Consider the following 12391-nt stretch of genomic DNA (forward strand, 5'->3'; position numbering starts at 1 on the left):
TCTGCCAATCATGAAAAGCAACCAAGCCACAACCGCAAAAATCCTTCCCCTGCCGATCCGGGGATGCAATTTGCCCCGAAAAAGAATGGAAGACCAAATCCGGAGCAACCCTCCGCACCGCCACCGACGGATGATCCCAATGGAGGAATTTCGGCCGAAGATGACAAGGATGATCCCAACCAAGGCGATATGCCGGACCCGAACGACGATGAGACGCCCGCCGATGACCATCTCCCACCGCCTACGGTCCAAGTAGCCAACACCGAAATTTGGCGAATCGGCAATGGCAGTGACGTCGGTCAGACTGGCGACTGGATGCTCGTGTTGCGCGGGCAAGGATTTTTTGAGTCCGAGCGCCCACCGGTCGTCCATATCGGAGATGCAATCCGATTGACGGATGTTTATGTCGGGAATCGCGGGAAAGAGCTCTTCGCGTGCATCCCGCCCGAAGTCGCATTGCAGGTCATTGCCAGCGATTTTGAGAAGATTTCGGTACAAAACCCCGGCGGACTCAACCGCGATCCTAGCCGCTGGGTTCCATTTTTGATTCAACGGCCGACGTTTGTCGTGTCCCTGGAGACGGCGCCCAAGGCGACTTTCAAGTTTGGGGAGTATTTTTGGGAGTGAGGGAAGTAGGGACGGAGTTTTTTTGGGTTGATTGGTCCTGGCACTGCAGCTTCTAAAATATTCAATACGTCAAGGTCATTTTCCTCCTCGAGAGGAATTGACGATATGTACCCATCGGGGCTTATGATCCAATTCGAAATAATTTAGGTGCCCACCTTCACCTTTTCCACTATTTCGGCGATAGACTTTGCTTACTCGGAAATACTTGCCATTAATCTCAAAATAGCTGCCCCTCCCTACGATTGGAATTGTTGGATGTCCCGAAATACCCAGTTGAGCAGCTGTTCGAAAGCTCGGTAGATAGTAGGAATTAAGGAAAAGCATTCTTCGGAATCCGTGCGAGAGTATGCGTACTCCGGCAATCTCTTGCGAACAACCGTAGCACATTTTATCCTGCAGACCTTGGGCTTTCAACGGAAATTGCAAAAGGAACAAGCCAACAAATACGACCAAAATGTAACGCATGGCCACCTTATCGATTGATTTCCGCGGATGGCTCCTTGGATACATTGATATATGTAAAATCTTCAAAATACTTGGCGATCAGGTCGACAGGAAAATCAACCAAGTGCGCATATTGGTTGGAATCGTAAAGCGAAACGGTATTATTTCCTTCATTGATATCCATAAGTGCATAGACATGTGGACCAAGGATTGTAAAATCTCCCACTTTTTTGATCCCACCTAGATCGATTGTGCTCAGAGCAATAGCATTTCCAGATTCTTGTAATCGCTTAAATGTTGGAATTATTTCCCAAGAATGAAGGCTTTTCAAATTAGTTTCAATTTTCGGGGCCCATCGCTCCAGATCCTTAGAGCTTGCACCTGGGTTCTGCTTAGAAAATCTCTTGAGCATTTTATCGTTTTTTGCATCGACTTCCTCCTTGCTGGATTTTCGGTCGGAAAAGTAACCGGATGAGCTTTCCATACCAGTAATAGCCTCGTAAGCTTCATCCAAAAATGCCCTTCTATCAATTTTTTCGTATCCGCCATTTAGCTTAGCAAAAGCCTTCTCAAGAACCATAGCCCATATCTCTTGATTATCTTCCCCATAACCTGCCATAAGTGGTTTGCCGATACGTGTATGAAAGGGATACAATCTTGTGACTGTAATGATCTGTGGCGTTAGTGACGCCTTGGTATCATCAGAGCTTCTAGCGTAAAGTGTCACCTCAAAATTTCCGTCACCACGATCACGAATGGCATTTTCCAACAGGGATGGATTTGCTTTGGCAATTGATGCCACAGCACCCAAAAACCAACAGTTCTCCAATTGCCCTTGTTTCACATCATCTGGAGCAAACGCATGCTGGTCGTTGGCCCCTTTCTCAGCAAGAGGACCTTCAACTTTCTGCCAAGGCTTATAAAGTCCATCCTTGTTTCTTTTGTCTCCCTCACCGGCTGTCAATGAAAATTGCGGTGGGGGATACCCTACCATGGACGTTGATTCCGCATGCGATTCATCAACTTGAGCTGATTTCCTATGTTCACGTGTATTCATTTTATCGATGGCTAAAATTCATTACAATTGTAACCATTTTACGTCTAAATCTAGCTTCGAATCTCAACATTTTTCGATTTCGGCGCGGATTCTGCCCAATCCCAAGAATACCCTACAGGCTTAGAAATGAGGTCAATCAGGCTGGACTTAATCAAAAATCGGAAAGGTGGAACAACAAGAAAATGCCCTTCTGACTGCGTTCGAGGTGCTTAACGAATCACTTTTTCCCGTTTGTGCCGAAATCTCGCTCGGTAGACATTTTTTCGAGTTCAAAAAAACAACTAACTTCCGTTAATGAATCTCCTCAAAACCATCGCTTTCGCCAGCCCTCCTCGGCCTGATCGCTTGCGAATCTCCTCAAAACGTGGAAGGAAATACCTTTGTTGGGCAACAGGGGGACGGCGTCGACGATACGGAAGTTCAAAAATTGAATCAAGAAGCCGATTTACTCCTCGAACAAGGCAAAACAAAGGCTGCAAGAAAATTGCTGTTCCAATCTCTGGAATTGGAAGAAAACAAAACCACCTACAATAGCCTCGGGATTGCCGATCAGTTGGACCTCAATTATCCATCCGCCATCGCCTACTATGAAAAAGCCTTGGCAATGGACTCTAATTATGTCTATGCGCGGCTGAACCTCGCAAGGACCTATTTTGAAAGCGGGAACTCCGAGATGGGTATTCGGCTCAATTTGCAGGTCATTGCCGCGAAGGCTGATTCTTTCACGGTTGGAACGGCGCATTTGCACATCACAAAAATCTACGTCAAACTCGGCGAATGTGGTGCTGCCATCAATCACCATGAATTGTCGAAGGTGATCCTCGCAGGAGATGTTCGCACAAAAGAACAGCTGGAACGTAACGCCCGGCTCATCGAAAAAAGCTGCCATACACCGGAGGCAAAATTCAAAATGTGGCTGAAAGCGCATCCGGGAGAAGGCGAAATGCACGATTTGAGCAAATAATCGCTCTCACCCTTCGACAATTTACAAATCAACAAGTTGTAAAAGTTCGTAAGCCTCTCGTTTCGCAACCGTCCCCAAATCTCGCAACAAAGCATCCCCAAACGTCCCCAAAACCCGTCCCACGTCCACGCCGAAGGCGTCTTCTCACCAATCCGGACCGTCGTGGTTGTACGTCTTGTGCTTCTTGCTCTTCTCCATTTGCTGCAAGAACTTCTTTTCGTTGGCATTCATCGCCGCGAGGATGCGCTCTGCCTCCTGCTGACTCATTTGTTCGGCATCCTTGGGTTCGCCCTGCTCGCCTTGATTGCCTTGATTTTCCTGATTCTGAGGCTGCTTTTTCTGCTGCTGTTGTTGATCCTGCTGCTGTTGCTGCTGATCTTGTTGCTGCTGCTGTTGGTCTTGCTGATCTTGATTGTCTTGGTTTTGCTGATTCTCGTCTTGCTGCTGCAGCTTGCGCTTGATCAATTCGTAGTTGTACCGCGCGATGTCGTTGTCATTGTCCTGTTTGAGGGCATCCTTGAAGGCTTGCAAGGCCAATTCGAGCTTTTCCCGGGAGACTTGTTGGCCTTGGCCCATGCCGCCGGCGCCGCCCATTTGGGGCATCATGGCCGCGCCGGGCTGACCGCCGGGTGACATCTGTGGCTGCCCTTGCGCAGGCGCATCCTTGCCCGAAGCAAAGATCGTCCCGATCTGATTCCAAGCCCAAGAGGCCATCTGCGAATTTTCGGCATGCGCATTGGTGACTTTGCCATACCAACTCATGGCCCTTTGCGCCGAATCCTGCATCAGCCAACATTGCCCCATGTTGAAATTGAGGGCTGCATGCTGCGCCATGTATTGTTCGAAGGCTTTCTCGAAAAGCGGAACCGCGACCGTGTATTGCTTGGCCTCGTAGGCTTTTTTGGCCTCCTGCACATCGCTCGGTGGCCCAAACAGCCAACCCAACATCAAGACAATCAATACAATCCCTTTGCGCATTTTCTAATTTTCCTTCGATTCAAACTTACGCAATTTCACTCAGTCTTGCTTCCACTGCGACGCTTGGTGCTGTAGGGCAACCAAAACATCGAAATGATCAGCAAAACGACGCCAATCGCCAAAAAAATCTGGTATTGATTCACCTCCGCCAAACGCTTTTCCCGGTCCAATTCCTGCGAAGACAGCAGTTTGATCTGATCCAATACCGGATCCAAGTTGTCAAACTGATCGTCAATCGCCAGATATTCCGTGTTGAAGCTGCTTGCAATGTCTTGCAGCGTTTCGTCCTTCAACTGCGAAATGGCAGGACTTCCGTCTTCGGCTTTCTTGAGTCCGACCTTTTGGCCGTTGCGGTATTCGGGGACTTGCGCGCCTGCGTAGGTGCCCACGCCCACGGTGAAGACGGTAATTCCGCTGTCTTTCAATCGCCCGACGACGGAGGTATAGGTGTCGCCAAAATCTTCGCCATCGGAAATCAAGACAATCGACCGGCTGAGCTTCTTGTTGACTTCCAAGGAGTCTTCCGCTTCCTGAAAACGCGTCAATGCGGTCTGAAGTGCTTCGCGGAAATTGGTGCCGGAATTGCTGAATTGGGCGGTTCCGACCAAGTCGAGAAAGAGATTCGCAGCGTTCAAATCACTCGTCAGCGGACATTGGACGTAGGCATCCGAAGTGAAGACAATCAAACCTACACGGTCGCCATTCATCTGCCCGATCATCTTTTTGACCTCGCGTTTGACCTTTTGAAGGCGCGACGGTGCAATGTCTTCGCAGTTCATGGAGGCAGAAACGTCGATCAGCACATACACTTCGCGGCCACGAATGGGCACTTCCTGCTCCGTGCGGCCCCAATAAGGTCCGAGCAAGGCAAGCAGGATACAAACTGCCGCGACACCACGCATCACAAGCTTGACTTCGGGAAGGAAAAAGCCGTATTCGCCTGGCGCAAACCAGATTTTCATGGCTTTGCGGTTCTTGTAATAAACGATCCCGATCAGCACCAACAAAGGAATGAGCCCAAAGGCAAGCGGCCAATAGTCTGGCGTTGTCAGAAAGGTATTGAGAAAGTCACTCATCTTTTCGCCTTCGAATCGCTTGGTGGGCGTTGATCTACCATCGTGCCGCAAAATTATCCGCTAGAGAGGGATTGTGCAAGCAATAAGAATGGTCTTTGGGGCTCCAACTTTGTGAATGATTGTTAAAGTTCAATTTTCCAGGTGATATTGTCCACTCGGCTGGAAATCAAACTCAGGACTGTTCGTGTCGCAACTTGGGGTCCAATGCATCGCGAAACCCTTCACCGATGACGTTGATGGCAATCACGGTGCAAAAGACTGCCATTCCCGGAAAAACACTGAGCCACCAAGCAGAAAGGCTGCTGCGGGATGCACGCAACAAGGAGCCCCAAGTGACCACGTTGTCGGGAACACCGATTCCGAGAAAGCTGAGTGCTGCTTCCAACCCGATTGCGCCGGCAACGCTGAATGTCAGGACAACGACGACCGATGCCAAACTATTCGGCAAGGCATGCCGAAACATCAGGCGGAAATTGTTGAATCCCATGGAACGCGCCGCCTCCATGAACTCCTGACTGCGTGTGCGAAGCATTTCGGCACGTGTGAATCTTGCGACGCCCGTCCAACCCAAGACGCCGATGATCACCATGATAAAAAAGATGCTGCGCTTTTCCGTAAGTGCCATCACCGTGATGATCAACAGCAGGGTTGGGATCGTACTGAAAATTTCGATGACGCGGGAAATGATCATGTCGAGCCAGACATCTCTGCGTTTTCCTAGAAACGGGACGTTCTTGAAAGGACGTGCGAGTTGGATGAACAATGCTGTCGTTCCACAGAGAATCAAGACGCTCAACAAAAATTGTGGAAAGATCGCCATGGGGCCCATTGCAAGTGCTTCGCTTAACAGCAGGCCACGAACTTGAAATCCATAGAAATAGCCCAACACGATGCCGAGGAAGCCCAAAATCATGCCTGCGGTCGTCAATTGAAAACGCGTATCCCCATAGTATCCTGCGATCGAACCCAGGATCATCCCGATGATGCCTGCGATTCCGGTTGCTACCAAGCCAATTGTGAGCGAAATCCGCGTTCCATGAATCAACCCGCTGATGACGTCCCTCCCATCGCGGTCGGTTCCCATAAAATGCCATCTTTTCCAAGAGGAGACCCGTTGCTTGGCAAACGGACTCATGACCCGCTGATTTTTATAGTCAATGTCTGCTGGCAAATAGCGGATGGGTGCCCAAAAGGCCCATTCGTACTCCATCTCATGCCAATCTTGGTTGATCAGGTCCTTTTCCCATTTGTAGAACCCAAAATCAGCAAGGTAATCGGCGACTACGGGAAAATAGATGGTTTCCCCCTTCTTGCAGACCAAGGGTTTATTGTAGGCCAAAAAATCTGCAAACAGAGCCACCGCCGCGAGAAAAACGATAAATCGAAAGGCAATCCGGTTCACTGCCCGCTTTTTGAAGCGCAACCAAGCCGATTTCCAGAAGCCGAGGCTTTTGCTCCGGCCCGTTGGGGTGATGCTGGACACTGTCGATTCCGCTTTCATCGTTTGGTGAAGGAAATGCGTGGATCGACAAACGCATATAGGATGTCGGAAATAAAAAAACCCGTCAGCGTGGCAATGGACGTCAAGGTGTAAATGCCCACGACGACCGGATGGTCGAAGCTTCCCAAGGCATTGAGGGTGAGCAGTCCCATTCCTGGAACGGAGAAAATGAACTCGGTGATCATCGCCCCGCCCACCATTGCAGGCAACAGCCCGCTGATGAGCGTCACCAATGGCAAAAGGGCATTGCGAAAATTATGTCGCCAAATCACCACGCGGTCAGAAAGGCCTTTCGCCCTCGCCGTCCGAATGTAATCTGCGTTAAGATTCTCCACCATTCCCATGCGTAACTGCCGGCTGACGTAGGCAATCCCGTGGTAGGACATCATGATGGTCGGCAAGATCAAATGATAGGCATGATCGAACAACCTTTCAGGCCAAGACCATAATTCACTGCCGTCGGATGCAACGCCTGATGTCGGAAACAACTGCCAATAATCTTGATTGCAGAAAAAGGTCATCACTAACATGGCGGCGACAAACGTAGGCACGGAATTGAGCAAAAACAGGCCGATGGTCACCGCATTGTCCTGCCATTGGTGGCGATGGCGCACGCTGTACACCCCGACGGGAATTGCAATCAAATAGGCAATGCAGAAGCTGAAAAAGCCCAGAAACATCGTCCACGGCAGGGCTTCGGTGATCATTTTGGAGACCTTGCGGTCATGGGAATAAGACTTTCCAAGGTCGCCCATCAGAAGCCCGGTCAACCAATGGTGGAACTGATTCTTGAATCCGAAAAAATGCAGCGTGGGCACATAAAGCTTCCATTTCGTCTCATGGGCGCGAATGGAGGCATAATTGCTGGCGATTTTTGCAATCTCCGATCCCAATGAATCTCCCAACAGCGGTAAGGACTTGGTGAGAGATTGCAGTTGATCTAGCCGGTACTGCACTTCAGCATCTGCGGTGGTCATTTTCAATTCGCTCACCGCTCTTTGAGCGGAAAGGTAGTCCATCTTTTGGGCCTCTGGAACCGCCAACTTGGCGATTTTGGCTTCTACGGCCTCCAAATGATGGAAATAGGTACTGATCTCCGGCCAATTCCCATAAACGCCAATCAATTTGGAGAGCGCATTTCGTTCACTCAACACAGGAATTCGGTGCAAGGTATCAGGATAGGCCAATTGGTTGAGGCTCACGTAGAATGTCGGCAGATCCAGTCCCATTTCATGGCTGATCCGCAGGTATTCACGACTGCGAAGTTCCGCATCAATCTGGCTTCCACGCTGGTAAACAGCATCCATCCGGCTATACACTTGGTCACCGGGAACATTGCGACTAATCAGAAACGACACCAGAAGAATGACGAACAGCGTCGGAAAGAAAACCACCAACCTTCTTGCAATGTACCTGAGCATCGTTGATGGTGCCTCGCTGAACGTTACTTGAACTTCTGATCGGCAAGCGGTACCCAGAACTCCTGGACCTTGTAGCCGGGACGCAATTCGGTACCTTCGGCATTTTTGAAACGCTTGTGAATCAGAATCTTTTCCTGAGGCGCCATGATCATGAGCATGGGCAAACGCTCATTGAAGATTTCCTGGAACTTCCAATACAACGGTTTCCGGTCCTCAGGCTTCAGCGTAACCCTGATTTGCTCGATCAAGGAATCGGTCATGGCATCGCCAAATCCAAAATAATTGGTGCCGTTGTTGGCCCAGTTTTCGGTTGCCCAGACCTGCTTCAGGTCCGTTGGCAGCGGTGACGAACTGAAACCAAGGCCAAACATGTCAAAATCATGCACTTGAATCCGGCTCGTCAGCGTTCCGAAGGCAATCGGATTGGCCTCCAACTTGATCCCGACACGGCCGGCTTGATCGGCAATCATGCGGATCATGCGCGGTCCGGTTTCAGAGGTATTGGAGATAAGCACCTCGATTTTCAAATCAACCTTCTTGCCGCGAATCATCTTCTCCCGAACGCCATCGCCATCGCCGTCAACCCAACCTGCTTCGTCCAGAATCTTCTTGGCCATCTCGGGATCAAATTTCCGGGGCTGCAAGTCGGTATTGTATTCGTCTTTGTGCAAGGGCGAAACAGGGCCGATTTGACGCTGACCGAAGCCCAAGTAGATGTTTTCGATGATTCCGTCGATGTCGGTGAGGTGGGCCAAAGCTTTGCGCACGGCGACATCTTCCACCACTGGATTCCTGCCCGCGGGTGGACGGCAGTTAAATCCAAGATAAATCGTTGAGAATGAGGTTGGCGTATGGAAATTGTAGTTTTTAAACACGCTGCCAGCGGTATCTTCCCGCAAGGCAACAAAATCATCCGGTGCCATGTCGCGGATCACGTCGAGTTCGTCGTTTTTCGCAGCAGCAGGAAGCGTTGTCTTGTCGGCGACCGTCTTGAAGATCAACTTCTGGGCATAAGCCTGAAAATACCAGCTCTTGCCACGAAGTTTGTCGCCCCACCAGTCCTTTTTGCGTACCAAGGTGACGTTGTCCCCGGGTGTCCAGCTTTCCAATTTGTAAGGACCGGAACCGTAAATTCTTGCCGGATCGGTTCCATTGGTTTCCGCATTGAATTCCTCCGCAAATTTGATCATGGCCGGATCTTTGGCAATCTCCTCTTCCTTGGTGTAGAAATCGATGACCTTGTACTTGTCCAAAGCCTTACCCGGGTCAAAATGGTTTTTGGAGACGATTTCTACACCGGAAACGGCCGTTTCGGCAAGGAAAAAGGGTGCATCACAAACGACGGTGAATCTACGGTCGTTGGTAGAATCGACCTTTACATCCTTGACAAAGCTATGGTAACTGCGCTGCTGTGCATTGTCAGTCAACGGATTCTTGATGCATTTGATCGAAAACTCATAATCGTAGCCGGTAATGGGATCGCCATTGTCCCATTTGGCTTCAGGACGCATTTCATAGGTGAAGCTGAGTCCGTCAGCGGAAACTTCCGGTGTTCCAACTGCCAAGGAAGGTACGTGCGCCATCGTACGGGCATCGTAATCAAAGAGGTACATGTAAATATTCTCCTTGATGAAGGTGGCGTAGGCATTGCGCGAATTGTAAGGATGGAGCCCGTCAGGGTCAGCGGCATGGTAAACGCGAATCCAATCGCCCATTACGGGATTGGTGTCTACAGCCGGCTCCGTCGTTTTCGGTTCCGATCCACATCCAACAAACAACAACAGAGAGAAGGAAAATAAAACAGCAAGGAAAGCAAGAGATGTTCTTTTCATATCAGGAAAACGTGTTCTTTGACTCGCCTCCAAGGTAGACGAATTCGATTGAAAATGCAAAAATAGGGTGAAACGTTGATCGTGATTCCACTGACGATCTTTCGATGGGAATTATTGCTGGGCTGGGCGAAATTGGCCTGGATCATAGCAAGGACGCTGACCATACCATCCCGTATTGACCAACCTTTTGTTCCAGCCAATCCTCGCCGAATTGGCAAAAAGAAGGGTGTAGGGCTGATCATCATAGAGAATTTGCTGAATTTCACGGTGTAACGCATACCGCTTTGCATCGTCCCATTCGACGACAATTTGCTCCATGACACTGTCGGCAGCCGCACTGGAATAGCTTCCCCAATTGTATCCTTCGTTGAGAATTTGACTGGAATGAAACAAAGAAAATTGATCCTGCTCGTCACTGTCATACACCCAACCTCCAAGCCAAGCATCGATTTCATGCTTTTTGAGCCGATCCAACAGAATCGAACCGTCCAATTCCTGGACTTCCACCTTGATCCCAACGCGCTTAAACTTGTCTTCGATGTGCCGCGAGATACTCTTTCGCAACTCATTTCCCCGCTTATAACTTAAGGTAAATGCAAATTCAGTCTTCTGACCCTGTACCGTTTTGTCAATCGTCCCGTTGCCATCGGTGTCGACCCAACCCGCTTCTTGCAGAAGGGTCTTGGCTTTGGACTCGTCATAGGCAATCACCTTCAAATCTTTGTTGTATTCCGGCCGATCAAAGTAGATCATGGAGGTGATCGGCTTGGCAGTTCCGTGGAGAAAGTTTTCAACGATTTCGTTGACATCCACAAGATGGCTCAGCGCCCACCTGACTTTCCGATCTGCAAAAAAGTTCATTTCCGGCGAATCCTTGATGTTTTGGTTCCAGCCGATGTATTCGTAGAAAGGATATGGGACGCTCACCTTGCCAAAATGCCTGTCGTAATTTGCTCCCGACATTTCCTCCGCATACTGATTGGGATCAAAGTTGTCAGAAAAGTCAATTTCGCCTGATTTCAGAGCCTGCATGGCGGTTTGGATGTCTGGAATGATCTTGTAAATGAGCGTATCCATGCCTTGTTGGTCAAAAGGCGAACCCGAAGCGGCATTCCAATAATGCAGATTCTTCACCAATTTGACCGATTGACCGGACTTCCAACCTTCAAATACATACCTCCCGGAACCGACGATGTACCCTTTGTCACGCTGAAATTTCTCATCGTCAAAAAAGGTAGCAAACTCCATCATAGCGGTTTTTGCAGGTGTATTGATCGAATCTCCTATTTCCGCCGAGGCTTGGGTGTCCAAGGCATTGTACCCGTCGCTGAGGTTGTTGGGGTCGTAAATGTGCTTGGGAATCACAAAGAAATTGATAGCCAGACGGTTGAGGTTGAATGGTCCAGAATTCCGAAGTTTGAAGACCACTGTATAATCGTCGGTGGCAAAACAATCGCTGAAATTTTGCAATTCGGCGCGTCGCGGAGCCGAAGCCACGTAGGGATTCATGATCGCCTTGAAGGAAAAGACCACATCTTTGCTGGTAAGTGGCTGACCATCCGCAAAAAACACACCTTTTCTTAACTTGAAGGTCAGGCCGAGTTTGTCTTCGGAAACCGTCGGCATGGCCTCAGCCAATCTCGGCACAAGCAGGAATGACTTGGGATCCAATGCGATCAGGTGATCAAACAGCAGGTTGTGAAGATTGACCGTCTCCGCCCCTACCGTATTGACCGGGTTAAGTCCCGCCGGATCTTCTTTGAGATGCAAAATCATGGTTTTGATCCGCCCCTTTGCAGGATTCCCGTCAGAGGACGAAGAATTGCAGGCCGGAAACAAAAAAATACAGGAAACGAATGCTCCTAATAACCAAGCTTTTGCCTTCAACATGTCTCGAAATCTTCTCAAAAGGCATACAAATTAAGAAAAAATCTTGACAAAACTGTTGCACGGGTAAAATGGGTGCGTATATTTGCAATCGAATTGGAGGGGTGGGTGAGTGGCTGAAACCAACGGTTTGCTAAATCGTCGTAGTCTGCAAAGGTTACCGAGGGTTCGAATCCCTCCTCCTCCACTCGAAGAATCCCAGGTATTGCACTTGGGGTTTTCTTTGAAACAAGAAATACAGAAGCGGCTTTAGCAACCGTTTCGATCGAGGTGTGGCGCAGTCCGGTTAGCGCACCTGCTTTGGGAGCAGGGGGCCGCAGGTTCGAATCCTGCTACCTCGACCACTAACAGTGTGAGATTTCAGTGTGAGTGAGGAGATTGATGCTCCATTCCACTAAGGTTCTTACCGGTGAGCAAGCAAATCTTTATCCCAACACTTCGTACTCACACTGTTCAATGGGTCCATAGCTCAATTGGATAGAGCACCTGCCTTCTAAGCAGGGGGTTGTGGGTTCGATCCCCGCTGGGCCTACTTGGTTTTTGGGGAGTTGTATGTGAAACGCCTTTTGGGGCTTTTTTTTGTTTGTGCAACTCTCCCGAGGGA

9 protein-coding genes and 3 tRNA genes are annotated in these 12391 nt (G+C 49.4%); 5 read left to right on the forward strand and 7 right to left on the reverse strand.

Going from position 1 to position 12391, the window contains the following annotated elements:
• The first annotated feature begins 63 nt into the window (after positions 1-63).
• Positions 64-627, forward strand: coding sequence for a hypothetical protein (locus IPN95_21180; GenBank protein ID MBK9451883.1), 564 nt, complete (start codon positions 64-66; stop codon positions 625-627).
• A 472-nt stretch (positions 628-1099) separates the two neighbouring features.
• Here IPN95_21180 and IPN95_21185 read toward each other — a convergent pair whose 3' ends face one another.
• Positions 1100-2128 (reverse strand): hypothetical protein, encoded by a 1029-nt coding sequence (locus tag IPN95_21185; protein ID MBK9451884.1) that lies wholly within the window; start codon positions 2126-2128, stop codon positions 1100-1102.
• Positions 2129-2492: 364 nt separating this feature from the next.
• Here IPN95_21185 and IPN95_21190 point away from each other — a divergent pair, with 364 nt between their 5' ends.
• Entirely contained in the window at positions 2493-3092 is a 600-nt protein-coding gene (locus IPN95_21190; protein MBK9451885.1) for a tetratricopeptide repeat protein, read from the forward strand.
• Between the two features lie 144 nt (positions 3093-3236).
• On the opposite strand, the gene IPN95_21195 is transcribed toward IPN95_21190, so the two are convergent.
• From IPN95_21195 to IPN95_21220, 6 genes are all read right to left on the reverse strand, one after another.
• Positions 3237-4070: a hypothetical protein gene (locus IPN95_21195; protein ID MBK9451886.1), complete on the reverse strand. Its 834-nt coding sequence runs from the start codon at positions 4068-4070 to the stop codon at positions 3237-3239.
• Positions 4071-4105: 35 nt separating this feature from the next.
• A complete protein-coding gene (locus IPN95_21200) occupies positions 4106-5146 on the reverse strand; it encodes a VWA domain-containing protein (GenBank protein ID MBK9451887.1) in 1041 nt (346 codons plus the stop codon).
• 172 nt (positions 5147-5318) lie between these two features.
• Positions 5319-6647: an ABC transporter permease gene (locus IPN95_21205; protein ID MBK9451888.1), complete on the reverse strand. Its 1329-nt coding sequence runs from the start codon at positions 6645-6647 to the stop codon at positions 5319-5321.
• Positions 6644-8068 (reverse strand): ABC transporter permease, encoded by a 1425-nt coding sequence (locus IPN95_21210; GenBank protein ID MBK9451889.1) that lies wholly within the window; start codon positions 8066-8068, stop codon positions 6644-6646. Before IPN95_21210 ends, IPN95_21205 begins: the two co-directional genes overlap by 4 nt.
• A gap of 23 nt (positions 8069-8091) precedes the next feature.
• Positions 8092-9900, reverse strand: a complete 1809-nt coding sequence (locus IPN95_21215) for a hypothetical protein (GenBank protein MBK9451890.1) — start codon at positions 9898-9900, stop codon at positions 8092-8094.
• 111 nt (positions 9901-10011) lie between these two features.
• The gene (locus IPN95_21220; GenBank protein MBK9451891.1) at positions 10012-11808 is read right to left on the reverse strand and encodes a hypothetical protein; all 1797 of its coding nucleotides are present in this window, start codon (positions 11806-11808) and stop codon (positions 10012-10014) included.
• Positions 11809-11885: 77 nt separating this feature from the next.
• On the opposite strand from IPN95_21220, the gene IPN95_21225 reads away from it, so the two are divergent.
• The 3 genes from IPN95_21225 to IPN95_21235 all read left to right on the forward strand — a co-directional run bounded on the left by IPN95_21225 (position 11886) and on the right by IPN95_21235 (position 12319).
• Positions 11886-11974 (forward strand) — tRNA-Ser (locus tag IPN95_21225).
• 79 nt (positions 11975-12053) lie between these two features.
• Positions 12054-12131, forward strand: a tRNA-Pro gene (locus IPN95_21230).
• Positions 12132-12245: 114 nt separating this feature from the next.
• Positions 12246-12319: transfer RNA gene (locus tag IPN95_21235), tRNA-Arg, on the forward strand.
• Positions 12320-12391: the final 72 nt, after the last annotated feature.

This window comes from Bacteroidota bacterium, assembly GCA_016718825.1.
In the GTDB taxonomy this organism is placed as follows: Bacteria; Bacteroidota; Bacteroidia; order J057; family JADKCL01; genus JADKCL01.

What these genes read in the sequence shown, in the direction of transcription:
- IPN95_21180 (MBK9451883.1), top strand. Translation starts at nt 64, where the DNA reads ATGCAATTTGCCCCGAAAAAGAATGGAAGACCAAATCCGGAGCAACCC.
- IPN95_21185 (MBK9451884.1), bottom strand. Translation starts at nt 2,128, where the DNA reads ATGAATACACGTGAACATAGGAAATCAGCTCAAGTTGATGAATCGCAT.
- IPN95_21195 (MBK9451886.1), bottom strand. Translation starts at nt 4,070, where the DNA reads ATGCGCAAAGGGATTGTATTGATTGTCTTGATGTTGGGTTGGCTGTTT.
- IPN95_21200 (MBK9451887.1), bottom strand. Translation starts at nt 5,146, where the DNA reads ATGAGTGACTTTCTCAATACCTTTCTGACAACGCCAGACTATTGGCCG.
- IPN95_21205 (MBK9451888.1), bottom strand. Translation starts at nt 6,647, where the DNA reads ATGAAAGCGGAATCGACAGTGTCCAGCATCACCCCAACGGGCCGGAGC.
- IPN95_21210 (MBK9451889.1), bottom strand. Translation starts at nt 8,068, where the DNA reads ATGCTCAGGTACATTGCAAGAAGGTTGGTGGTTTTCTTTCCGACGCTG.
- IPN95_21215 (MBK9451890.1), bottom strand. Translation starts at nt 9,900, where the DNA reads ATGAAAAGAACATCTCTTGCTTTCCTTGCTGTTTTATTTTCCTTCTCT.